Source organism: Coraliomargarita sinensis (assembly GCF_003185655.1).
GTDB lineage: Bacteria > Verrucomicrobiota > Verrucomicrobiia > Opitutales > Coraliomargaritaceae > Coraliomargarita_B > Coraliomargarita_B sinensis.
The window spans coordinates 13,626-36,429 of record NZ_QHJQ01000004.1; the positions used below are offsets into that span (position 1 = coordinate 13,626).

Below are 22,804 nucleotides of genomic sequence, written 5' to 3' on the forward strand. Positions count from 1 at the left end.
CCAGCAGATTTAGTTCGTGCAAAGTCGCCAAAAATCAAACATGCGGACGTCGGTTTTCCCAAAAGCATTGAACTGGTTTAAACTGGTTTCGCTGACCGGTTCGACCCAGCTGGTTGTTCAGGCCATCGGCTTTATCTGCGGCATTCTGGTTGTTCGTCTGCTTCCCTCCAGCGAGTATGCATACTATACTCTGGCGAATACTATGCTGGGGACGATGACGCTCCTCGCGGACGGCGGCATCGCCAACGGTGTGATGGCCCAGGGAGGTAAGGTTTGGAAGGATAAGATGCGACTGGGTACCGTTTTAAGCACAGGAATCGTGTTACGAAAGAAATTTGCCGTTTTCAGTCTGTTGGTTGCGACCCCTGTCCTGTTGTGGTTATTACGAACGAACGATGCATCCTGGCTGATGTCGGTCATGATTACCCTGTCCGTGATACCGGCATTCATAAGTGCACTCACCGGAAAAATCATCCGGATCGGACCAAAACTGAATCAGGACATTCTACCGCTTCAAAAGATCACGGTTTTGCAAAACAGCGGCCGCCTCTTCCTGACAGCTATCTTTGTTTTTGCGTTCCCGTTTGCGGGAATTGCCATTTTGGCCACCGGCATCAGTGAAGTATATGCGAATTACCGCTTGCGCCGCATCTCACATAAATATGCTGATTTCTCCCAAAAGGAGGATCCGGAGGTGCGGTCAAAAATCCTCAATACGGTCAAACGCATCATGCCTGGAGCTGTTTACTACAGCATATCCAGCCAGATCACGATCTGGGTGATTTCGATCTTTGGGTCGACTCAAGCGTTGGCGGAAGTCGGCGCACTTACCCGCCTCGGCATGGTGCTCACTGTTTTCTCGATTACCTTTTCAACCCTGATAACGCCGCGTTTCGCGAGATTTCCCTTCGCTCCAAAAATACTCATCAGGTATTTCCTCGGCATCCAGCTCGCGCTCATTCTTCTGGCCTATGCGATTGTCACGACTGTGTGGCTATTTCCTGCCCAAGTTCTTTGGATACTTGGCGAGGGCTATGCCGGGCTGACCAGCGAAGTCGTATTGATGTCCGCTGGTTATGCCTTCGGCTTGGTAGGCGGATGCATGAGTCAGCTTTGCTCCTCCCGGGGTTACCTCTTCAAAGGTTACATTATGGTGGGATTCGGAGTCCTGCAAAATGCAATGATTCTACTGGTCGACTACGCCTCACTTGAGGGAATCTTGCTGTATTCTCTGCTGGTCTCACTGACAAGTATCGTCTACACAAATGCCCAGTTCTTGTTTAAATTGAAAGACAACGGTTCCTGAGCGGAATCGACACCACTTCGGCCGGATTCTGAAGAATGATGCAGTATTACTCTAATCCCCGCATGGATAGGTTTCTCAACTTTTATTGCCCACTGGTCGTCGCTTGGTTCCCCTGGTATTGGTTTTCAGGCGACGTCGCGCATCTGCGCAGGATGGCCGGTAAGATACAATGGAACAATGCAGAGGGAGGCATTAAGAAATCCATCCTGCTGGTGAAGACCCTGGTGTGGCCGCTGCACGCCCTGCCATCGATTTTTCTGGTTTATTACAGTCAAAAATCAAACGCATTGAGAGTGTCAGGACGTAGCGGTATCCGCCAACTCAAAGAATTATTTTACTTCACCTACTGCTGGGGTTTTGCGCCACAGGATTACTATGAAAGGCGTATGTACGTGGAGGAGCTTTCCTCCACCCTTCCCTTTTTTCTGTCCGAGAGAGAACTGACCGTTCTTAGTGTTTGGATTAATGATCGATGGGATGAGACGATTGTGAACAACAAAGCGTTATTCGCCGATAGTAGCCGTAAAATGGGGCTTCCCATCCCCGAAGAGTTTGCCCAGTTCAAGGACGGGCAAATCCTTATTCCGGTGGACGGACAAGTCAGTCTCCCGGGCAAGTCACTTTATTTGAAGCCTGTTTCTGAGTCGGTTGGTCGGGGCATCGAGCGCTGGACTTATGAATCGAGTAACAAGGCCTGGTGTTTCGGGAACGAGGAACTGAATGATAAGGAATTAATCGACCACGCGATCGAGCTTTCGCGTAAGGACATCTATGTGTTACAGGAAATGTTATCGAACCACCCATCAATCGAATGCTTTTCCGAGGGAGGCCTAATCACATTCAGGGTGGTGACAATTGGCGGCTACGAAAAAGAACCGGAAATATTGGCGGCTTACATGAGTGTCCCAATGGGAAATGCAATCGCCAACCACGAGAAGTATGGCGGTTTAAGAATCGAAATTGACCTGCAAACCAACCGGCTGAAGAAGGCATTCGCGAAACAACCACGACCGGCAATCTACACGACCCATCCCGTGACGGGTGTACAAATCGAGGGGGCCCGAATCGAAGAATGGTCCGGCATTGCGAAGCTTGCCTCTCGGGCGCAGCGTGCGTTTCCCGGAGTTTTTTTAATCGGTTGGGATGTGGCGCTGGCGCCGGACGGACCTAAGCTACTCGAAGGAAATACCCTATCAGGGTCCTTCCAGGGCTTTTTCCATGGCAGAACGACTTACCCGGAGCGGTATTTGAATGAATACCGTAGAAAAACGAATGACGCCGGTTCAACCCAGTAGCTTCCTCTTCGCCCGCTTATACAAGTGTTCCAGCGAGTTTAATCGGCTGAACTCTCTGAGATACTCCTTCAACATCTTTTTGTTTCGCGGCACATGACCCATGTAGGAAAGCTTCAACGGGTCGACGGCCCGCTTAAAGGAGTGCGGGCCGTAACCTGAATAATGCAAATGACTGATCTTACGCCCCGCCTGACCCGATTGGATTAATTTGAGCGGTGTTTTGTAATCCCCTGCCCATGAGCTGAGCCAATTGTTCGGAGGCTTGCAGAGGTTGAGGCAATTCCAGTCACCCAGCATTGCCGCCAAATGAAGCATTGTTTGATCATGAGCTTTACAAACGTCCTTGTTGGCCTCGATCCACTTAATCGCCCGACGCATCCCGGAAACTAACTTATCCGACTTCCTGGCAACAAAATGCCCGGCTGTGATGGCCTCTTCCAGTGCACCTTCACCGAAGCTTGTTTTTATGACATCAGGATTGTGGTAGTTGAACCTTCCCTTAGTCGTGTACTCCTCATCCGCATGCAAAAGGTCGTAGTTATCGAGCAGATCGAAGAGTACCTGCCAATTGGTAAGAGCAACTACATCATTGTCGGAGTAACAGAAGGTTTCGTAGGGGCCAAAAAAAGCGAGAAACCGCCTTAAAAATCCGTCTGGACAAAACGTCAGAGTTTGTGAGATCTCGGCAATGAACTCATTCGCTTCACCGGGGAAATCTTCCGGCTGCATCACCTCGACCTCTTTCAGTGCAAAATCATTGCTTACGGGGTCACCTCCGAAGGGAATCAAAATGATAGGCAGCTGACATCCGGATTCCCGGATCGAAAATACCAGGTTCACAAAGTCTGATTCACTTTGCTTATTCGCGACCAAATATATTGCTGCTTCACTCATTGATATGTTTCGGACAAGCTTCTGATTCTGGGATTACGGGTACCTGTCAACGACTGAGGATCATTTGCTTCAGTGCTCCGAGGCGCACACGAGTCCAACCAACAAGGTAGTTCAAAAACTGGGAAAGTGCCATGCGGGATTCACCGGGCGCACAGAAAAAGATGCGACTATTCGACCTGAAGGGAGAGGCCCCTCGCATTGCTGCCCAACCACTACCCTCGAGAATCAACTGCAGGCATTGAGGAAACACCCAAATGCAGGAGCTATTTATGCTTGTGCGACTTTCAAGAGCGGTATCACCACGAAGGCTCCTGAGGTAAGCATCTCCCAGGTCGACCCCGGCAAGATGTGCCACGGCCCCGGTGGGGACCAGACGACCAAAATGCGGGTCAATCAATACGATTGACCCGTCTTTCCGCCGCATCCAGTCAAACCCGGTCAAACCATCGACATGCCGGGAAACAACTGATATTGCATCATCAACACCCTTGGGCGTGAAAGGCTCACATACGGCGACAGGCCCGATTCCGCGTGAAGTGCAGTGCCGGTTCAGGAAGGAACAGGAGGCATAGAGCTGACCCTTACGTGCCACAAAAATAGCGGTGCCTACAGGCCCATCGATAAACTCCTGAACAAGCCAGCCCGTTTTTCCGGACATGGCACTGCATGCGGATGCCAGTTCCAGCTCGTCCCTGACGACAACAACCTCCTGCCCCCCCGCACCGGCAACACCTTTTAATACACAGGGAAATCCTATTTCAGAGGCTGCAGTCATGGTTTCCTCTTCCGAATTTGCAATTACGCTCCTAGGTACCGGTAAACTGTTCGAATGGCACCAATTGGAAAAAGCCTCCTTATCCACCGCAACACGCTCCCGAAGCATCCTCTTAGACAGCGGCAGATAAGCTTCCGGAATACCAGCTGAGCCCTTCGAATCCAGTAACATCGTCCTGGCTGGTTCATCCACACACAAAACATCGTCGTAGTGGACAGAACTCAAATGCTCGTTGAGGCGGTCGAGGAAATCTTCGTTCTTGCCTACCTTGATTTTAGACGCAACCCATGCGGATTTATGAATCAAGTGATCGGAATGGGCGATGACATCAACCCTCACCTCATCACCCTTGGAGAAAATCCAGGGGTAAGCCGTAAAGCTACTGCTATACATCCGGTAAATCAGCAGGATTCGAGGCTTGGCAGCGGTACGTTCCATTCGATGTTGAGGATTTCCAGTCGTTTTGTGTCTTAGTGGGGATTCACTGCGAGAATTGTTAAATCTGACTAAGATAACGAAAACGGGTCCCAAAAAGAGCAAGCATAACTTAAATCAATGTCCCCGTGGGATCGGCAATCCAGCGCAAAAAACGTAACATCCCCGAACCAGTCCGAGCCTGGAGGGTAACTTTGCCTTTGGACTATGCGCGAAACCTGAACCCATTCAACAAATGAAATTCAAGCTGTTCCACGTCGCTTCTAAAATTACACTGAATACCTTGGTTCTTAATGACTAGTTTACCACTATAGTAGAATGCCAACTGAAGTGAATAAAGAAGTACGGGCTCATCTCTTGAAACAAATAACCCAGCACGTAGTCAGAGATCGTTTTGTGCTCATGGCGGCTCTTTTGATTTGGCTCTGTCTCGAAGTAGCAATGATCGCGATTCATTTTATAAAGGGCGCATCCTTTTATAAAATGACCGGGGATGTAACGGCCATTTTTCAGGCGCCGCCATGGATAGGATTCTACTCCCAGGCCGGACTGTTGTTATGGTCGGCCGCCGCTTCTTTCTGCCTCTTGGCCTACAAGAGTTTACGAAGCAGATCGAACCATGCGACTTCATCACGCTTTCTGCTGGGCACCGGCTGTTTTACACTGCTTCTGCTGATCGACGACACTTACCTACTTCATGAAACAGTGCTACCGCACTATGGGATTCCGCAAATTTTAGTTCAGAGTGCTTATTTGGCTGGCTCGTTTATTTATCTTTGCTGCTTCCGCAAAGCACTCCTTGCCAGTAATTACGTCTTGTTACTGGCTGCCGGAACAGGTCTCGGGCTTTCCATTTTATCCGATACAGCCCACCTATGGTTACTGGACCGGCATTTATTCGAGGACAGTCTGAAACTTTTTGGAATCGCATTCTGGGCGGCGTATTGCTTCAGCATCTCAAAGAGCGCATTGACCGGCCCACTATCCAAGGATTAGGCATTCATAAAAGACGGCTCAAGCTTTCTGTCGGTCCGGAGCCTATTTGTTTTGCCCTGTGACCACCCGGCGTAAATGCCCGAGCATAACTCTTAACTGGCCGATTATCAGTGGTACGACCATTGCCCGAAAAAGCCTGCCCTCTTTCTTCCCGTACCAAAAGACGGATACTTTTGAAGAAAGCGGGTTGGCGCGCCGCAAGCCTTTAAAAAGCCAGCCCTGGAAAGTCAGAGAAATCGACTGCGGCATCATCCAAACGATTTTACCAGAGCCTTCCTGCGCTGGTTGAACCTCGCCATCGATAAGACTCGCATAAAAAGCTTCCCCCATGTCCACTCCGTCGCGGTCCGAAGCAACAACACTGGTCGTCCCGCGGCCAAGGTGAGGATCAATCACCTTGTAGCTACCCGGCCCCGCTTCCATCCAATCAAATCCGGTGATGCCGCTAATCTTACCCGCCTCCGCTACCGTGCGGGTAATTTGTTCCAGTGCAGTAGACGCGACAAATCGCCGGATTGAAGACGGGCCCAGCCCGCCCCGGAGCGAGATGTGCTTATAAGAAGAACAAGCCGCGTAAACCTTACCCTCACGCGCCACGAAGGAGGTGGACCCTACCTCGCCATGCACAAACTCCTGCACCAACCATTCCGCCTGCGAGGTCTCGGATTTAATGTGTTCCTCCAATTCTCTTTCATTCTCGACGATAAAAACGGCCAACCCCCGATTACCGAAAGACCCTTTTAAAATTAGAGGAAAGCCAATATCTTCGGCCGCGCTTATTGCCTCGCCTAATATTCGTACGATCCGGCTCTCAGGACAGGGGATCTCATTCGCGCGACACCACTCATGGAACAGAGTTTTTTGCATACAGGCTTCGTTTAAGGGAGATTCCACAGGAAACGGCATGTACGCAGCCAGTATCGGGTCGTGCCGATGCGGTAAGACCAGATTTCGTGTGGATTCGTCAATCATGAGCATCGCATCATAATTTCCACGCTCCAATCGTCCTTTCAATTGGGGTAAAAGCTCCTCTTCAGCATCAAACAAAATGTGCTCTCGGATCCATTTTGAAAGACCCACTGGATGATCGCGACGGGCTAAAACGTCAACCTTGCAGCGCCCACCACGCGCAAGCATCCAGGGATATGCGGTAAAACTGCTTGTCGACTTATTGAAGACCAGCAGAACGCTCTTCGGGTCTTCTGCCATCAGCTGTATAATCTAAACTACAACGGCTTGGCTTGAAAGTAGACCCGCCGCTTGAAGACTTCACCGTGCTGTAAAATCACGTCTTCAGGGGTGTCAAAACCAGTGCCCGCCCCTCCAACTGCTGGATCAGCAAACAGTGCCAGGATTTCCAAACCCTCGTCTGAGACAACAGTCAGAAAAATCTCCGCGGAAGTCGGACTCTCCTCTGACGAGTTGTTCCCGCCGTAAATGTAGTCGTCGCCCTGATCGATAATTCCGTTCTCGTCGATATCGTTTAGGATAATCTCTTCGCCGGCATCATCCTCTCCATAAACGTAGATTTTGAAATCAACAATGTTGCCCGCCAGGTAATTGTCGGACGCTATGATTGAACCATCCGCCCAAAAAGGCGCGGAATCACCAACTAACTCAAGTTGCCGGCCGTCGCCGGCAGGGCCGAGCAGGTCATCAAAAGTGTCCCTGGGGCCTTCCAATGAGCGAAAGAGCACAAATGAATTCGTTTTTGCTCCTGTGTATGCGGGCGCGTAAGCCAACCTGTAAGCGATGGCGCAAATATTGCCGGGTTCGTCCGGGCGATCCAAAGCAGGCGCAAAAAGCTTGAGCCCAACAGTTTGGCCAACCGTTGGATTCCCCACTGTATTTTCCGCTTCAACCCTCATCCATTGCTGTCCGTTATTAACCAACAAAGCGGTTTCGAGGTCGGAAGTTAAAAGTTCCATGGCGATGCGGGCTTCCGCATTGGCAGAAAGCTTGCCTACGGAACGATTCCATATCTTTAACACTTCACTCGTGATTTGAACCACCAAACCGATCATGATCACCGTGATGACCGCAGCCACCATGATTTCGATGAGCGTAAACGCAGAACGACGGCGGGGGGTAGACAACCTGTTGTTAAGCATCATAGAAGGCACTAGCGAACGATCGCTGTATTGAAGGTAAAGTCAGGTTCGACTTCACTCAGTAGTGTGAGGTCGGTTGTGGTATCAAAAGAATTGGGTGCTGGCCCGGGAGGGTCTTCGGCAAAGATACGAGCCTCAAGTGCAAGGTAACCCTCAGGATAGTTGTTTAAGCTCTGCGTCAAAGTGTAAACTCCGTTTACTCTGCTCGTTGTCCTGAGCGGAGGGTTTGTATTGTCAGGGGTAACCGATGAAGCTGTCAGAACCACACGATAAATCGGTCCCGCGGCATCGTTGAACAAATTCACATCCACGATTGAGTTCGTACCAACAAAATTTCCGTCGTCATTTTCGTTGGGCGAGAAGCCGGCCTCGAGGCTTATGGAATCAACAGAAGTGCCGTCGTAGTAACGAAAAACGAAAAGTGTTGCCTCTCCGCTACCGGCACTGGAAACAGCTTGATAGACCGAATCAAATTTCGACTGGGTTATCTCTCCGTTCGTGTCGCGAACGGGAATTTTGGGAGAACTTTGGAGGAAAGCGTTCACGGTATTCACAACCGAGGTGATCTCGTCGATTTTTTCGACCTCGTCGACCGATTTCAGCATGGGCGCGAGCAGACCAATCAGGGCCAGAATGGAAATAAAGAAGACGCCCAGTGCCAAAACGACCTCAATGAGAGTAAACGCTTTGCGGGAAGGGTTTGCATTAAAATGTACCATGGTGAAAACTAGTTTATCTCAGATGGGTCGGTGACCAGAGTGGTCGTCCCCACCCGGCGAAAGATGAGTGCAGCTTTTATGTTCTCTTTTTCCTCATCATCGAAATCAACGGCCAGTGTCCCGCCGTTGTCGGGCTTCAGCGTAGCAGCGCGAAGAACCAGCCAGGAGTTGACGAAATCCGGACTCGTTTCCATCGTACCGTTGGCGTTGAATTCATAGTAATAGTAATCGTCACCATTTCCCTCCTGCTGCAAGGACTGTCGCGGATACTCCAGACTAAAGGTAGTTCCCGGAAAAGCGTTTGAAGCGCTCATGCTCGGGTCAAAATAAATGCCCTCCGGCAGATAAGTTCCCTGGGTTGCCGCGACCCAGCCCTCGTTACCGCTGGAATCCTGTGACCGGTAAACAATACCGAAGTAACGGAGCAACTTCTCCGGGTCGCCGCCTGTGTTGGTGTCCGAATAAATGATCAAGCGTGTATCCGCATTTTTCAGCAGGGCTTGCCCTCTGGCACCTTGCGAGATACTGGCCACCACCCGTTGGGCGGAACTAAGTTTGAGACCGTCGCCTCCGTCTCGACCCCCTACAAACAGAATCGAAGTGGCAATCAGGATAATACTGATGACTACAAGCAGCTCAACCAGTGTAAAACCGGCCTTTTTGGATAACGAAATCATGGTGTACTATTCGTAGAGGTAGTAGTCTGGATTGGCACCATCCTGCTGCACATAAGCGGAAACCTTGGTACGGATGTCCTTTGTGACTCCCGGATTTTCGGGATCAGGAACGGATTCCAGGACCCCGTTCCCGTCCGCATCAATCAAGATGTAAATGTTTGTATTGTTAAATCGGTCGGCAATTTGGGCGGTCGTCGAATCACCCTGAAAAAAATCACTTTCCGTAAATTCATAGAATGGTATCTGCCGACGGTTCCCAGCTCCGGATGTCTTGGAATAGGACCCGTCTGTGGTACGAGCTGAAAGCGTCTCGATGAATGTCTGGCTGTTGCTCGCGTCACTGAGATCCAACCTTTCATCGTCGTCCAGCAAGCCAGCAAAGGGATAGTAGTTGTACTCGCCCTTGAACAAGTTGATCGCGTTCACATATCCGGATAACTGTGATTTTGAAGCGGCAATATTAGCATTTTCCTTAACACTGCCAACGACGGGAATCAAAATACCAGCCAGGATGCCGATGATGGCAATGACCATCAAAAGCTCAATCAAGGTAAAGCCAACTACTGCGCGTTTTTTGCGGTCAGACGTTTGAGACAAAGGCGAAGGGGGATAATAAACAGACATAATTTAATAAGCATCATAACATGCGCCGAATGCATCATTGTGTCAATACTGCGGAACCATAGGCCATCTATTGTTTGTGATGATCAATCGGTGACGGTATTTCCAGTTCAAGCGTGACAGGCCGGTGGTCGCTGACAAAGGAGCGAAGGACCTCGCAATCGGTGACCTTGTAGCTCGGGGGTATAAAAAAAAAGTCAAAACCGTGCGTTGGTAAAATCGAAGGAAAAGTCCGGGATTTGTTCTTGGGGAAAAGTTGGTACTCCAGGCTTTCAACTAAATACCGGAACAGGTGACGCACCGCATCCGTACGTTTTCCACGGCGGGCATTGAAATCACCACAAATAATTGGCGAGAGGTGTGGCTTCATGTCACTCGTATACTGTTTTTCCTCGAGAAACTTTATCAGCCGTTCGACCTGTTCGATACGCCGGAGGCGTGATTTAAAGTCGAGGTGAAGGTTAATCACGGGCAGTATGCCATGGTCCGTCTCCAGTTCGGCACACATAAATCCTTTCTCCCCAAGCGAAGCACGACCGAACGCCTGATGCTCGGCATGCCGTATGGAAAACTTGGTTAGCATACCATTCCCGTAAGCAAGCGGCAGGCGCCCCGCCCTTCGATTGTGCACCCCCAGATATCCCTCTTCATATCCCGCCCTCTCCTGCAGGACGTTGAGCAAGTGAATCCGTTTATTCCAGTGCGAGTCCTCGTCGACCTCCTGAAGTGCAACCACATCGGCATCAACGCGTCGAAGCAGATAGGCAATCCGATTTAAATTACGCTCGATCGATTTAGCACTGTGAAATCCCTGATAAGGGGACAGACCGCGACCATGCGCGATATTCAGAGTCATTAACCTGAAACTGCTTGGTCGTGGCATCCCTGATATTCTGCTACTTGGAAAAAGTCGTATAACTGGAGAGGTGCGCCCTATTCGGCGCCACCACCGGATTGATCTTTTACAGATTTCGCAAAATGCGAAACCGACTTAAAGAGCGCATCCGCGAATGAAGCAATGGTGACCAAAACCAGTTGTAGCTCCATGTCGTTGAAGGCAATCATGTCGCCCTCCCGGAAAACCTTCCTTTGGTCGACCAGCTTACCTTTCACTTGATCGCTTTCAGCGCCCCGGCTCAAGACTTTCAAGGCTTTCAGTTCGACGACCAGTTCCCCGTTTTCATCAGCCTGTGGTTCTTTCACCAAGCCCTTCTGGTGCAAGAGTGCCTGGAGACAGAAGCCGAGCGATGTGATACTATCTTCCAGTTCACACATGATCCCGTAATCCTGCTCCAGTTTATTGAACTTCTGGTCCAGCGGCGCAGACACGAAGGCTTGCTGCACTTTCTGGGCTTCCGCTTGCGCCTCTTGGCTGACCTGGCTCTTCGCATTGGTGGTTTTAACCAAAGCGAGAAAGAAATGGGCATTATTCAACACCGTCACGGTGAGATTCATCCCGTCGCCGATGACCTGACGCATTAATAAATCGCGGGCATACGCCTGCATCTGTTCGAAATTCTGATGCGTTTTAGCGGCCGGCATAATTTTAGGCGCATGGACCAATCTGTCATAGTCTTCTTCGGCCACCCGCTCGCGGGCAGCCAGATTAAACGCCAGCATATCGAAGTGACGCTGAAGCCCCACCATAAACTGCTGGGCAATTTGCTGTAGGTTCACCTGTTGTGGTTGTTGACCACTATTATCTGGTTGCGAAGAATCTGCCATAGAACTATCTGATTAGATCAGCTTGATATATTTTCCAATCACCAACATCCGCTGATAGTAATTTTATGATCTTCATCGGCATGGCACCAAAAACTAAAGTATTAGGCAGAAGAGCATGTGGGACTGGCTGAAAACTCATACAATCGACCCTATGGCCGAGCTATTGGGGGCCGGAATACTCTTTCTGCTGACGAACTTTTTCATTGTCCTCGGAATTATCTGCGCGGTCCTGATCCTCCGGCGCGTATCGGAAGAGAGACGGAGCCCGAGCAACACATTTGCCTGGCTGCTTCTGGTCCTGCTGATCCCTTTTTTGGGCGTGCCACTCTATCTTTTGTTTGGTGGCCGCAAAAGTCGGCGCAAGGCGCGCCTCAAGTCGGAAATAAGCCGCTATGCCGAATCGCTCTCGCTGCGGGAAACGCCCGCAGAAAATAAATTAGACCCGCTGGTCGCCGAAGCCGATGCACAATGTAGCCAGGGAAACCACTTTGAACTTTTGCCTGACGGCGCGAGCACCTACCAGCGCTTGCTGCATGAGATCGACGAGGCGGAACACACGATCCATATTGCAACCTACATTCTCGGGAATGACCGTAGCGGCCAGACCATTATTGATCGCCTGGCCAAGCGAGCCACCGAGGGAGTGACTGTTCGGGTGCTCCTGGATTCCCTCGGTAGTTGGAATAAAACACGCCTGGCCAGAGTGAAAATCCGTCAATGCGGAGGCGAGGTCGCCATGTTCATTCCCGTCTTACCGCTTCAATCGCAGACATCCGCCAATTTGCGCAACCACCGGAAAATAGCAATTTTCGACAATTATCGTGCCATTACTGGCGGCCAGAATCTGGATAACCGTTTTTTAGGAGACTGGCCGGATGAAGCGCGATTCACTGATTTCAGTGTGGTGACCCAGGGGCCAGCCGTTGCTGAGCTCTCCAGGACGTTTATCGCCGACTGGACATTCGCGGCCAAGCAAAGTCCGGCGCGTTATAAGGAGATTCTGCAATACATCCCCGAAGAAGCGGGAAACAGCACGGTGGAGGTGATTGCCAGTGGCCCGGATATACCGGACGATCCGCTCTGGGAGCAGGTTTTGCGTATCATACAGGAGTTCAAGCAGCACCTGACAATTGTCACTCCCTACTTTATTCCAGACGAGGTCTTGCTGCAATCACTGCTGGTCAAGGCGCATACAGGCCGCCGAATTCAGCTTATCCTACCCTTGCGCTCCAATCAGCGCATGGCCGACATCGCCCGTTTTCGCACGCTTGCCCAGCTGCATACCGCGGGTGTTGAAATTCTCTTTTACGAGCCAGGCATGCTACATGCGAAGCTTGTGCTCGCCGACGACATGATCGCCCTGACCGGATCTGCGAACATTGATGCACGTTCCCTTTTTGTGAATTTTGAAATCGCACTGGCGCACTACACTGCCGCTGACATCCGCACCCTATCCGACTGGGCCATCAATCTGAAAAAGGATTGTATCGATTACAAAACTGCCATGAGTGATGCGTCACGCATTCCCTCCAAGCTTAGTCAGGATGTGGTGCAACTACTGGTCCCTCTTTTATAATATTTTCCGGAGAAAGGCGTGGCCCCGTTGATTGTAGCTATGACACGCCAATACCATAGCTTGTCGAACGGAGGAAACCTGCGCCCTTGTCCCATCGGCAAATATTTCCGGGAAAATAGTAAGGCAGTTTAGCCTTCCGGAGTGGAAGCGACAAGACCAGCTCTGATAGAGTGAGGCCGGTTTCAAGAAGGTTTGTCCTCGTCGCGATCTTGCGCCAGCTAGGTCGATCGTTGTTTCTGATAATTAATCGACAGCACTCGCGTGCCATCGCTACGATCAAGCCATAAGGCGTAAAGGTCTTGTCAAATCGGGATTAGTTTGCTGGCAAGTCAGAGGCACAAAAAAGCCGCAACCGAGATGACAAGGGCCACCAGCGGTTGCGGCTGATTAAAGTTATTTGTTCTGTAACACGCCGGGAGGCGCCGAATACTACTTTTTGTCGACCCAGCGGCTGATCTTCAGGACTGTCCACTCCTCATCATTGCCACCAATACTGGTCGTCACCTTCGCTCCGCTCGCTTTACCCAGAAGCGCCTGCGCCAGTGGTGTCTTGTAGGAAAGGATATCATTGTCCGGATCACTGTCCCATGCCCCGAGGATGGAGTAAGTGTGGGTCTTGTCTGTCGAACCTTCCTTCAGTTCAACCACGCTGCCGATTCCGACATTTTCCTCCGTCACATCACTAAAGTCAGTGACCCGTGCACGGGAAAGATCGACTTCGAGCTCGTTCTTGCGGGAAAGCAAAATGTCCTGATCCTGACGCGCCATCTTGTACTCGGAGTTCTCCTTGAGGTCACCGTGTTCACGAGCCGTCGCAATCGCTTCCTTATTTTCAGGAATCTTCTTCTGGATGAGTTCTTCGTACTCCTCCTTGGCCGCGTCGAAACTTTCCTGGGAAACGATAAGTGCCTCCTCTTCAGGGGCTCCTGCAGACTCACCTTCAAGCAGGCTCTGTACGGTCGGGAATTGTTTGATGAAGCGGGCGAGAAGCGATTTCTTGGTCAGATCCTCAAAGCCCTGATTGAGTAGCAGTGTTTGGGCAAGGTCCCGGGCTGTCTCAACATTGGCATCGGCGAGCAAGTCCGGGATCAAGCCGGTGTCGTCGCTCAACAGGTCCGCCAGGGGAATACGGCGGGCACTCGCGTTTTGGAGGGCCTCGTAGTCAATCGCGTAGAACATCGCCGCAAGCAGGCGAGGCGTAATAAGTGGTTCGATAATGCTCGAATATTTCTTCGAAGCACGGTTCTTGACCACCCAGAAAAGAAGCGGCCCCTTGATGGTTTGCTCTTTAAGCCAACGATCCAGGCAATAGCTGATGCGGTCCTCCATCTCATGTTCGAGCATGAAGTTAATGCACTCGCTGGTAAATTTACCGCTGGAATTACGCAGCAAATCCTCGACCATCTGCTTCCACTTGTCCGGGTAGGTACGGCTGATCAGATCGAGGTAGCGTTTGTAATACTGCGCGGGCAAGTCGTCCGCCAATTCCGAGTAGTCATTGGTCGAATCGAGAATGGAAGCGGAAGATGGCTGCAGGGCCTCCACATCCTCGTGCAGGTCGCGCGCAAGGTTGTTACGCACCCAGACCCCGTGAAGTCGGTCGGCCTGGCTGAGACTCTTCGCATTCGCGATGGCATCAGTCAGTTCCGCCAGAATTTCCGGCAATTCTTCACGAATGACAGAAATATTTTCGGAAAGCGCATAGAGCTTCTCCCCGAGTTCGATCTTTTGCTTGGGGTTCTTTGTGCCGTGAAACTGCTCTAGAATTTCGTCCTCCGGCTTGACCGGCTCGTCACGGTAAATGTAAGGGTCCGTCTTCTTAAGTGGCACCCCGATCCGTGGGTCCTTGGCCAGGACCTTCTTGGTCGCCGTCCACCACTTCTTGTATTTGATTGGTCCGATCACGCGGGCGAGCGAACGCTCAAGCTCGGAAGTGGTCATGGCCTTGTCTTCAGTCGCCCCGATGATTTCACAAATCAAGTCGGCAGGTTGCTTCTTGATCATCTCGTTGATGACATCCGGCTCTGTGCGGGAACGAACCAAAATATCGTCCGGCATGAGGATATCGAGTTTATCGACACAGAAGGCTGGTGCCATGGCGTGGCCCTTTTTACCCTCCTCGAAATCGATGATGAGACGATCCTGCGCCTCGTCGTAATCGACAATTTTACCGAAGCCCCAGGCGCGATGCAGGCAGTAATTGCCGGGCACCATGGCTTCAAGCTTCGGACGGTGCGAAGCTAAATTAGGTTTCTTTTCAATGAGTGCGTCTATTGCCGCTGAATTCATAATTGATTGCTTATCTGATTCGTAAACGGTCTAACATGAATAAATCTTAGACCAATGAGAAGTATTAAGTTTAGTTTATCGAAAAAGCCAGTAAATGCGTGGGACGCTGCCGTTCTGCTGGTCGAGGCTTATTTTTCGGCTAAACTAAAGTCGGATCAGGTTTTGGACCTGCTGCCTAATGATTTTATAGGACAACGCCGCGCGAGCTGCCAATCACTTTTTCTCGGGGCGCTTCGCCACGGACACCGTAGCCGGGCCGCCTTTAAGCCCATGCTGCGAAAAACGCCCAGGCCGATTGTCGAAGCAATCTTGCTCGTCGCCGGATATGAATTCTATTCCGAGCCGAGCGAGCGACACCCGAAAATCGTGCACCACGCCGTCGAGCGCAGCAAGAAACTTGTCAACCGTTTCGAGCAGGGTTTCCTCAATGCAGTTCTTAGAAAACTGCCTGCTGCGATTGAAAAAATCGACCCGGATTCGTCGACTGCCGACTTTTACAGCCATCCGGATTGGCTCGTGAACCATTGGAGCCAAAGTTTCGGGGAAGACGCGACCCGGGAGCTCCTGGAGTGGAATCAGCAAATACCGGAGCAAACCATACGCATCTACGATCCCCCCAAGAGACTCCCCGAGTTTTTGACTCCGACCCCATGGGACGGCTTTTACCGTATCTCCAGATCTGTGGACTGGCAGCATCAAGTTGCGCCACTTCTTGATGGAAGCGCTGCCTACATCAAGGATCCGTCGACACGGCTGGCCTCTGCCCTGCTCGGCCCAAGCTCCGGAATGGACGTGCTGGATCTCTGCGCCGCACCCGGCGGTAAAAGCTACGACATGGCCCACCAAATGCACCACAGCGGGCGGATTGTCGCGGTGGACCTCCCGGGGAGCCGTGTGCCAAGACTGCGCGAAAATTTCAGTAAACTAACTGCACTTGGTCTTGAAGCGGAAGCAGTCGAATGCGACGTCCTTCAACTCAACAAAGCTATATTGGAAGAGCGCAACCTGCCAACGCGATACGATGGCGTGATGTTGGACGCCCCCTGCTCTAATACCGGGGTCATCCAGCGCCGCACGGATGTCAAGTGGCGCCTGCGGCCCAAAGACATCCAAGAGTGCGCACAACTACAGCTGGAATTGCTCATCGCCGCCTCCGGTTTTGTCAAAGACGGCGGACGCCTTGTTTACAGTACCTGCAGCATCGAAGAAGAAGAAAACCGGTCGGTCGTTGATCACTTCCTGCACACGGAGGCAGGCAGTCAGTTCCGGCTCGAAGATCAGTCAATCAGCCTGCCTTGGGAAACCGGGCACGATGGCGCCGGCGCTTTTCTTCTGATCCGGACTAACTAGTTGAACGAACGCCCACACCCACAGGTGCTGCTCGCATTCGGATTTTTTACCTCAAAGCCTTTTCCGGAGAGCCCATCGTCAAAATCAACAACACTACCGTCCAGGTAGTCGAAGCTGGTGGGGTCGACTAAAAAGGACACCCCCTGATCTTCAAGTGTGCGGTCGTCCGGTTTCTTTTCGTCAAAGGACATCCCGTATTCAAATCCCGAGCAACCGCCCGGTTCGACGAAAATACGCAGAAGCTGCTCCGGGGTCGCCTTTTCCGCGCGCAGAGCCTCAATTTTGGTGGCAGCACTTTTGGTTAGTGTGATCATACACGAAACAAAATCCCCTCCTGACTCCTATGTCAAACCGCTGCCGGGAAAGAATTCGTAAGCAATTTCCGTGCTAGTTGTAAAACAACTTGCGAATAATTTGGACCTCCACTTGGATAGGCGGCGTGGAAGGCCTGAAACATATCTTCAACGAATTGCATCTGGAGATCGTGCGAACGATTGCCGAGGGCGGCATGGGCGTTGTTTACGAGGGCCGGCAAAAAGGCGTGGGGCAATTTGAAAAACGCGTCGCCATTAAGCTGATCCGTGAAGAGTACTCCAAGATCGAAGAATTTCGCAATAATTTCATCGGCGAAGCCCGTTTGGTTGCGGATTTGATTCACACCAACATCGTGCAGACCTATCATCTCGGTGTAATCAGTGGTCAGTATTTCATGACCATGGAGTATGTCGAAGGGATCACCCTGGATGATTTCATACAGCGCCATATCGATACCCGGCAAAAGATCCCGGCTGACATCGGCGCATTTATCATCTCTAGAATTTGTCGCGGACTGAACCATGCGCACCAACGCTGTGATGCCAGTGGTCGCAATCTTGGCATCGTGCACCGCGACGTAAATCCCCGCAATATCATGCTGGGCAGTGAGGGCGATGTGAAGCTGACCGACTTCGGCATCGCGAAGGCGCTGGACCTGATGTACAACGAGGAAGGTGAAGTGATTGCCGGGAAGGATGCCTACCTTTCTCCGGAGCAGGCATTGCGCGAAGTGACGGATGCCCGGGCCGATCTTTTTTCATGCGCCATCGTTCTCTCGGAAATGTTGCTCGGGGAAAATATATTCGAAGCCAAGGACGAGGAACACACGCGCGCCAATATTCTCAAACTGACAATTCCCGACTTTACCAAATTGCGAAGCGATATCGATGTGAAGCTCGATGATATTCTGCAATGCGCCTTGAAACGTGACCGCGAAAAGCGCTATCAATCCGCGCAACAGATGCTTACCGCGCTGGAATTATTCCTCTACGGCGATGGCTATGGCCCCACCAATGAGAAGCTGGCGGCCTACACCAAAGACCTCTACAGCCAAAGCGGTGATGAAGCCGCCTCTCGTTGGGCGGAAGGCATCACTCCCGGTATCGAGCAGGATAACCCAGTATAGGGACTTCTTCGGAGACACCTATGGCGATACAAGGATTTCAGCAGACACAGAAACAGACACAAAGTCTGGTGCTGGCACCGCAGTTGCGGCACTCCCTGAAGATACTTCAGGCTCCGGCCATGGAGCTGCGCACCTCTATCCTCGAGGAGTTACAAGCCAACCCGCTGCTGGAGGAATTACCCACCGAAAGCGTGCTTTCCGTCGAAGAAAACACGGAAAGCATCAACGAAAATGAGCGTGAGCCCGACGAAGAAATCGATTTCGACGCCGAAGACTTTTCAGTTTTTGAACGAATGAGCGAAGATCTGCGTGAGCAGTATGCTCTGGAGAATACCGGACAAAGCTACACTCCCGAAGATGAAGAGCGGCGCGATCACTTCATGAATTCGCTCACGGAGAGCGTGTCCCTGCAGCAACATCTTATCGAACAGGCGAAACTGGCCGATACCGACGATGCCGAGCGCGAGGCACTTTTTTACCTTATCGGTTCCCTGAACGATAGCGGCTACCTGACCGACACTGTATCCAACATCGCCCTGACTTCCCGCATCCCCTACTTCACGGTCAAAAAAGCGGTCGATACCCTGAAGACTTTTGATCCGCCGGGGATCGGGACAGACAGCCTGCAGGATTGCCTGATTACACAGCTTGAACTACTTGGTCGGGGTGATTCCCTGGCGGCACGGATACTGCGTGACCATTTCCAACTTCTCGTGCGCCGGCGCGTACCGGACCTAAAGCGAAGGACGGGCGCCAGTACGGAAGAGATCGAACGGGCGATCGAAGAGATCGGCGCCCTCGAACCGGCACCCGGTCGCCGCTTTGCCGCAGACTCCAATACGGTCATCGAACCGGACGTCACCGTCTATCAGGATGAGTACAACAACTGGCAGATCGTTCTGAATAACGATTACATCCCTCGGCTGCGCATCAACGCCACCTACAAGAACCTGCTGGCCAAGGGTAGCCTGAACAAAAAAGAAAAACACTACCTCCTCGAGCACATTCGCTCAGGAAAATTCCTGATTAATTCGATCGAGCAGCGCCAACAGACCATCGAACGAATTACTCAGGAAATACTCAAGGTGCAGCGCGAATTCTTTGAAGAAGGCGTCTCCAAGCTGCGCCCGCTCACGATGAATACGATCGCCGAGATTGTCGGTGTCCACGAGACGACAGTCTCACGCGCGATCGCCAATAAATACATTCGAACCCCGCACGGCGTCTTTCCGTTTAAATACTTTTTCACCCCCGGCTTCACCGCAGCCAATGGCGAGTCCGTCTCAAACAAGACGATTAAGGACAACATCGCTCAAATCATTGCCCACGAGAATCCGGCCAAGCCTCTCTCCGACCAAAGTATCGTCAACCAGCTCAAGGAGAAAGATATCAAAATCGCTCGCCGCACAGTGGCCAAGTATCGCGAAGAGCTGGGCATCCTGCCGACAAACCTGCGTCGCAGGTATGATTAATTCAGGGGCCGGCAGAGTAACCTCTGCTAATATGTAAAAATACTGTAACTTATGACGCAGTAGCCCGATCAATTAACATCGATTGTGTTAATATTTTCAGGAATGTAACCAGTCACCATAGTCTCATACACCTGTCATGTCGGATAAGAGTAACAACCCCTACGACCCGGATAAACGCAGCTTGCACTCCGCAAGCCAGTTTGGAAAACCCAGCCGCGCACCATTTCCCGAGCCCGGCAAGGAAGAGCGTGACGACGCCATGTCCGCCTTAATGGAGCGCTTGAAACAGCTCAATGATGAGACGATTAAGCGATCTGACTAGGTCGCATCCATTGCCTCGATGACTTCGCTACCGATTGCATCGGCCAGAAGCTTCCCTTTTCCCGAGAGCCGGTAATTAGCGGCTTCCTTGTACAAGAGCTTCTCTCTGACCAGCCGGTCTACTAAGCAGTGTAATTTTTCCATGTTTCCTGCGCCGGGGAATCGTCCGGACAACTTTTCCAAGTGAATCCCCTCATCCATACGCAAACCGAATACCACGCTGTCGGTGAACAGAATACGATCATCCAAGATAAGCTTTTCCTCCTTTAAGGGGTCACCGGAAAGCATACCGTTAATCCAGTGATCCAAATTTGCCGGCCGCTGATAGCGCTCACCTTCGTACTGGCTGGCGGAAGAGGGGCCGCAACCGATCCATTCCTGCATACGCCATGTGTTGAGGTTATGTAGGCAGGCACTACCGGGACGGGCGAAATTTGAAATCTCGTATTGCTGGTAACCGAGCGATTCCAGTTGTTGCCAGCCATTTTCATAAAACCGGACTTCACGCTCTTCGTCGATGCGGATCTGACCTTTGGCCAGCTTGACATAGAGCGCGGTGTCCTCCTCGAAGGTCAGACAGTAGGTTGAAATATGATTCGGCCCGAGATCTGCCGCCTTATTAATATCCTGCTCCCATTGCTCAAGCGACTGGTTAGGAATCGCGAAAATCAAATCCAGATTCGTCTGAGGGAATCCGGCTTCTTGAATAAGCTCCCATGCTTTGTAGATCTGTTTCGGGTTATGCAGCCGGCCAAGCGAATCCAATAACCCGGGATGAAAACTCTGCACCCCCATTGAAATGCGCGTCACTCCCATGTCCTTCAAGACAGCCAGCTTGTCTGCCTTCACCGTGGAAGGCGCCATTTCAATCGACCATTCTACAGGTGGTTGAACGAGTCGATCCAACATGTTGCGTCCTAGTCGCTCAAGGTCTTTTGCCGCCAGCAAGCCCGGCGTACCTCCGCCCCAAAATACGGTTTCCACAGCCCGGTCTTTCGGCAATAAAGCAAACTCCAAGTTCATCGCATCCAAATAACGATCCAGATCCCCGCGGCGCGGCTTCTCCTGATAGAAGGCACAAAAGTCACAGGTGGAGGCGCAAAACGGTACGTGGCAGTAAAGCCCGAGCGATGTAGAGTTGTTCGACATTAAAAAAAGCGGCCCGTAGGCCGCTTGTTCAAAAGACTATCACAATTCGGACTAATCGCCGGCGTTTTGCATGGATTCGCCCATGGCTTCAAAGTCCTCGCCGATTCCTTTCACGGTGTTGCAACCGGACAGTGCGAAGAGAGCTAGTGTCAATAAAGCAGTCAGTGTGAGTTTTGTGGATTTGCTCATAAGACTTTTAACATGGAGGAAATTATTCGTGAGCGCAAGCCAGCTATTTTACCCCGGCGATACCGCAAATAATCTCCTCAAAAGCTGCCGTGGCGTTTTCCATGATCGATAGGTCAAAACTTTCATCCGGGGCATGGAGATTATCCAAGGGGGTAAAGAGGCCCACCATGAGCGAGTCCAGACCAGCGCGGTTTTTAAAATCAGCAATTACCGGAATACTTCCCCCTTCCCGGAGATAGATGGGCGGCTTGCCGAAGGCCTTTGCGATTGAAGCTTCCGCCGATTCGAAGGCTCGGGCCAGTGGCTCAGGCTGATCGGCGGGCGTGTTCGGGCAGCCCGGTGGCACCACCATGTAGGGCTCGCCGCTGCCACCCCTGCGGATTTCCAGTTTCAGCGCATCCGGGCAGCGTGCTTCGATTGCAGCAATGACCGCTTCCTGAATTTTAGCTGGGTTCTGATTGGCCACGAGCCGACAGGTGATCTTGGCAAATGCCTCGCTCGGAATAACTGTTTTACTCCCCTCGCCCTGGTAACCGCCGCCGATACCATTGAATTCCAGAGTCGGGCCGAAACGAACCGCTTCCAGCGGGCTGAGCCCGTTGGCGGGGAAAAAGCCCGGCACCCCGAGCATGTCGCGGTAGCTTTCGACCGTTTCGGGATATCGTGCCAATTGTTCACGTTCCCAATCATGGATGGGTAAAACGTCGTCATAAAAGCCGGGTACATTGACACTCCCGTCCGGATTATGGAGCGAGGCACAAATTTCAGACAGGGCCTGGAGTGGGTTGTAAACTGCCCCGCCGTGTATGCCCGAATGAAGGTCGGACTTGGCACCCTTCAGTTTGATCTCCAGGTCCACCAGTCCCCGTATTGCCGTCGTCACCACGATCTGTTCGGCATTGGGACTGCCTGTATCGGAGACCAAAAGAAAGTCGGCTTTGCTGAGGCGTTCTCCATGACTGTCGAAAAATTTCGCCATGCTGGGGCTGCCGATTTCCTCTTCGCCCTCGATGACATAGCTAAGATTCAGCTGAAGATCCGGAAACTTTTCCAGGACCCGTGAGAGGGCCGAAATATGAACAACCGTCGGCCCTTTGTTGTCCGCGGTGCCCCGGCCATATACTCGGCCGTCTCGAACCTGCGGATCAAATGGTTCACTCGTCCAAAGGTTCAGAGGATCGGCCGGTTGCACGTCATAGTGCCCGTAAAGTACGACATGAGGCCAATCCGGATTGCGGATTCGCTCGGCATAAAGAACCGGGTGCAAGTCTGTCTCGACCGTTTCCACATTGAAACCGAGTTGCTCCAGCAAGCTGGTCGCATAATCACGGGCACCCTTCATGCCTTCGGCAAAGGCGGGATCGGTGGAAACCGATGGAAAACGAACGTAAGACTTTAGCGTTTCGAGAGGATCGATCATAAATTACAAAAGACTGAACGGCAGCTGCGCAGGTGCGAGCCCC

22 protein-coding genes are annotated in these 22,804 nt (G+C 51.7%); 8 read left to right on the forward strand and 14 right to left on the reverse strand.

Annotation, left to right across the window (positions count from 1 at the left end; all coding sequences use genetic code 11):
- Positions 1 to 67: 67 nt before the first annotated feature.
- Both DDZ13_RS06695 and DDZ13_RS06700 read left to right on the forward strand, forming a co-directional pair.
- Positions 68 to 1,306 (forward strand): MATE family efflux transporter, encoded by a 1,239-nt coding sequence (locus DDZ13_RS06695; RefSeq protein ID WP_199221069.1) that lies wholly within the window; start codon positions 68 to 70, stop codon positions 1,304 to 1,306.
- 62 nt (positions 1,307 to 1,368) lie between these two features.
- Positions 1,369 to 2,601, forward strand: a complete 1,233-nt coding sequence (locus tag DDZ13_RS06700) for a sugar-transfer associated ATP-grasp domain-containing protein (RefSeq protein ID WP_158279826.1) — start codon at positions 1,369 to 1,371, stop codon at positions 2,599 to 2,601.
- On the opposite strand, the gene DDZ13_RS06705 is transcribed toward DDZ13_RS06700, so the two are convergent.
- Entirely contained in the window at positions 2,590 to 3,330 is a 741-nt protein-coding gene (locus DDZ13_RS06705; protein ID WP_146209281.1) for a glycosyltransferase family protein, read from the reverse strand. The two genes, DDZ13_RS06700 and DDZ13_RS06705, sit on opposite strands and share 12 nt — an antisense overlap.
- Positions 3,331 to 3,541: 211 nt before the next feature.
- Positions 3,542 to 4,708, reverse strand: coding sequence for an ATP-grasp domain-containing protein (locus DDZ13_RS06710; protein WP_110130679.1), 1,167 nt, complete (start codon positions 4,706 to 4,708; stop codon positions 3,542 to 3,544).
- 327 nt (positions 4,709 to 5,035) lie between these two features.
- On the opposite strand from DDZ13_RS06710, the gene DDZ13_RS06715 reads away from it, so the two are divergent.
- Positions 5,036 to 5,701, forward strand: coding sequence for a hypothetical protein (locus DDZ13_RS06715; protein ID WP_158279827.1), 666 nt, complete (start codon positions 5,036 to 5,038; stop codon positions 5,699 to 5,701).
- Between the two features lie 42 nt (positions 5,702 to 5,743).
- Here DDZ13_RS06715 and DDZ13_RS06720 read toward each other — a convergent pair whose 3' ends face one another.
- The 7 genes from DDZ13_RS06720 to DDZ13_RS06750 form a co-directional block, all read right to left on the reverse strand.
- Positions 5,744 to 6,910, reverse strand: a complete 1,167-nt coding sequence (locus DDZ13_RS06720) for an ATP-grasp domain-containing protein (protein ID WP_110130681.1) — start codon at positions 6,908 to 6,910, stop codon at positions 5,744 to 5,746.
- Between the two features lie 17 nt (positions 6,911 to 6,927).
- The gene (locus tag DDZ13_RS06725; protein ID WP_233246106.1) at positions 6,928 to 7,797 is read right to left on the reverse strand and encodes a PilW family protein; all 870 of its coding nucleotides are present in this window, start codon (positions 7,795 to 7,797) and stop codon (positions 6,928 to 6,930) included.
- Between the two features lie 26 nt (positions 7,798 to 7,823).
- The gene (locus tag DDZ13_RS06730) at positions 7,824 to 8,531 is read right to left on the reverse strand and encodes a type IV pilus modification PilV family protein (RefSeq protein WP_110130683.1); all 708 of its coding nucleotides are present in this window, start codon (positions 8,529 to 8,531) and stop codon (positions 7,824 to 7,826) included.
- Between the two features lie 8 nt (positions 8,532 to 8,539).
- Positions 8,540 to 9,208, reverse strand: a complete 669-nt coding sequence (locus DDZ13_RS06735; protein WP_110130684.1) for a prepilin-type N-terminal cleavage/methylation domain-containing protein — start codon at positions 9,206 to 9,208, stop codon at positions 8,540 to 8,542.
- A 6-nt stretch (positions 9,209 to 9,214) separates the two neighbouring features.
- Positions 9,215 to 9,757 (reverse strand): hypothetical protein, encoded by a 543-nt coding sequence (locus DDZ13_RS15985; RefSeq protein WP_199221070.1) that lies wholly within the window; start codon positions 9,755 to 9,757, stop codon positions 9,215 to 9,217.
- A gap of 142 nt (positions 9,758 to 9,899) precedes the next feature.
- Positions 9,900 to 10,685: an endonuclease/exonuclease/phosphatase family protein gene (locus DDZ13_RS06745; protein WP_158279828.1), complete on the reverse strand. Its 786-nt coding sequence runs from the start codon at positions 10,683 to 10,685 to the stop codon at positions 9,900 to 9,902.
- A 77-nt stretch (positions 10,686 to 10,762) separates the two neighbouring features.
- Entirely contained in the window at positions 10,763 to 11,554 is a 792-nt protein-coding gene (locus DDZ13_RS06750) for a hypothetical protein (RefSeq protein WP_146209282.1), read from the reverse strand.
- Positions 11,555 to 11,705: 151 nt separating this feature from the next.
- Between DDZ13_RS06750 and DDZ13_RS06755 the strand changes: the two genes are divergently transcribed.
- On the forward strand, positions 11,706 to 13,130 hold the full coding sequence (locus DDZ13_RS06755) for a phospholipase D-like domain-containing protein (RefSeq protein ID WP_158279829.1): 1,425 nt from the start codon (positions 11,706 to 11,708) through the stop codon (positions 13,128 to 13,130).
- A gap of 429 nt (positions 13,131 to 13,559) precedes the next feature.
- Here the strand turns inward: DDZ13_RS06755 and greA are convergent, their stop codons facing one another.
- Positions 13,560 to 15,419, reverse strand: a complete 1,860-nt coding sequence (gene greA, locus DDZ13_RS06760) for a transcription elongation factor GreA (protein WP_110130688.1) — start codon at positions 15,417 to 15,419, stop codon at positions 13,560 to 13,562.
- Between the two features lie 54 nt (positions 15,420 to 15,473).
- On the opposite strand from greA, the gene DDZ13_RS06765 reads away from it, so the two are divergent.
- Positions 15,474 to 16,769: an RsmB/NOP family class I SAM-dependent RNA methyltransferase gene (locus tag DDZ13_RS06765; RefSeq protein WP_110130689.1), complete on the forward strand. Its 1,296-nt coding sequence runs from the start codon at positions 15,474 to 15,476 to the stop codon at positions 16,767 to 16,769.
- Here DDZ13_RS06765 and erpA read toward each other — a convergent pair.
- Positions 16,766 to 17,083 (reverse strand): iron-sulfur cluster insertion protein ErpA, encoded by a 318-nt coding sequence (gene erpA / locus DDZ13_RS06770; protein WP_110130690.1) that lies wholly within the window; start codon positions 17,081 to 17,083, stop codon positions 16,766 to 16,768. The genes DDZ13_RS06765 and erpA overlap by 4 nt on opposite strands.
- A gap of 89 nt (positions 17,084 to 17,172) precedes the next feature.
- On the opposite strand from erpA, the gene DDZ13_RS06775 reads away from it, so the two are divergent.
- The 3 genes from DDZ13_RS06775 (at position 17,173) to DDZ13_RS06785 (ending at position 20,004) form a co-directional block, all read left to right on the forward strand.
- Positions 17,173 to 18,210 (forward strand): serine/threonine protein kinase, encoded by a 1,038-nt coding sequence (locus tag DDZ13_RS06775; protein WP_233246107.1) that lies wholly within the window; start codon positions 17,173 to 17,175, stop codon positions 18,208 to 18,210.
- A 20-nt stretch (positions 18,211 to 18,230) separates the two neighbouring features.
- Entirely contained in the window at positions 18,231 to 19,682 is a 1,452-nt protein-coding gene (gene rpoN, locus DDZ13_RS06780) for an RNA polymerase factor sigma-54 (protein WP_110130692.1), read from the forward strand.
- 136 nt (positions 19,683 to 19,818) lie between these two features.
- On the forward strand, positions 19,819 to 20,004 hold the full coding sequence (locus DDZ13_RS06785; protein ID WP_110130693.1) for a hypothetical protein: 186 nt from the start codon (positions 19,819 to 19,821) through the stop codon (positions 20,002 to 20,004).
- Here the strand turns inward: DDZ13_RS06785 and hemW are convergent.
- From hemW to DDZ13_RS06795, 3 genes are read right to left on the reverse strand one after another with little or no spacing between them, the layout of a single operon-like run.
- A complete protein-coding gene (gene hemW, locus DDZ13_RS06790) occupies positions 20,001 to 21,152 on the reverse strand; it encodes a radical SAM family heme chaperone HemW (protein WP_110130694.1) in 1,152 nt (383 codons plus the stop codon). The two genes, DDZ13_RS06785 and hemW, sit on opposite strands and share 4 nt — an antisense overlap.
- A 51-nt stretch (positions 21,153 to 21,203) precedes the next feature.
- Positions 21,204 to 21,341, reverse strand: a complete 138-nt coding sequence (locus DDZ13_RS15620; protein WP_199221071.1) for an entericidin A — start codon at positions 21,339 to 21,341, stop codon at positions 21,204 to 21,206.
- Between the two features lie 43 nt (positions 21,342 to 21,384).
- The gene (locus DDZ13_RS06795; protein WP_110130695.1) at positions 21,385 to 22,761 is read right to left on the reverse strand and encodes a M20/M25/M40 family metallo-hydrolase; all 1,377 of its coding nucleotides are present in this window, start codon (positions 22,759 to 22,761) and stop codon (positions 21,385 to 21,387) included.
- Positions 22,762 to 22,804 lie beyond the last annotated feature (43 nt).

Bases quoted from the DNA above. Each gene is read 5' to 3' on its own strand.
- DDZ13_RS06700 (WP_158279826.1), top strand. From the start codon at position 1,369: ATGGATAGGTTTCTCAACTTTTATTGCCCACTGGTCGTCGCTTGGTTC.
- DDZ13_RS06705 (WP_146209281.1), bottom strand. From the start codon at position 3,330: ATGCAGCCGGAAGATTTCCCCGGTGAAGCGAATGAGTTCATTGCCGAG.
- DDZ13_RS06710 (WP_110130679.1), bottom strand. From the start codon at position 4,708: ATGGAACGTACCGCTGCCAAGCCTCGAATCCTGCTGATTTACCGGATG.
- DDZ13_RS06720 (WP_110130681.1), bottom strand. From the start codon at position 6,910: ATGGCAGAAGACCCGAAGAGCGTTCTGCTGGTCTTCAATAAGTCGACA.
- DDZ13_RS06730 (WP_110130683.1), bottom strand. From the start codon at position 8,531: ATGGTACATTTTAATGCAAACCCTTCCCGCAAAGCGTTTACTCTCATT.
- DDZ13_RS06735 (WP_110130684.1), bottom strand. From the start codon at position 9,208: ATGATTTCGTTATCCAAAAAGGCCGGTTTTACACTGGTTGAGCTGCTT.
- DDZ13_RS06745 (WP_158279828.1), bottom strand. From the start codon at position 10,685: ATGACTCTGAATATCGCGCATGGTCGCGGTCTGTCCCCTTATCAGGGA.
- DDZ13_RS06750 (WP_146209282.1), bottom strand. From the start codon at position 11,554: ATGGCAGATTCTTCGCAACCAGATAATAGTGGTCAACAACCACAACAG.
- DDZ13_RS06755 (WP_158279829.1), top strand. From the start codon at position 11,706: ATGGCCGAGCTATTGGGGGCCGGAATACTCTTTCTGCTGACGAACTTT.
- greA (WP_110130688.1), bottom strand. From the start codon at position 15,419: ATGAATTCAGCGGCAATAGACGCACTCATTGAAAAGAAACCTAATTTA.
- DDZ13_RS06765 (WP_110130689.1), top strand. From the start codon at position 15,474: ATGAGAAGTATTAAGTTTAGTTTATCGAAAAAGCCAGTAAATGCGTGG.
- erpA (WP_110130690.1), bottom strand. From the start codon at position 17,083: ATGATCACACTAACCAAAAGTGCTGCCACCAAAATTGAGGCTCTGCGC.
- rpoN (WP_110130692.1), top strand. From the start codon at position 18,231: ATGGCGATACAAGGATTTCAGCAGACACAGAAACAGACACAAAGTCTG.
- DDZ13_RS06785 (WP_110130693.1), top strand. From the start codon at position 19,819: ATGTCGGATAAGAGTAACAACCCCTACGACCCGGATAAACGCAGCTTG.
- hemW (WP_110130694.1), bottom strand. From the start codon at position 21,152: ATGTCGAACAACTCTACATCGCTCGGGCTTTACTGCCACGTACCGTTT.
- DDZ13_RS15620 (WP_199221071.1), bottom strand. From the start codon at position 21,341: ATGAGCAAATCCACAAAACTCACACTGACTGCTTTATTGACACTAGCT.
- DDZ13_RS06795 (WP_110130695.1), bottom strand. From the start codon at position 22,761: ATGATCGATCCTCTCGAAACGCTAAAGTCTTACGTTCGTTTTCCATCG.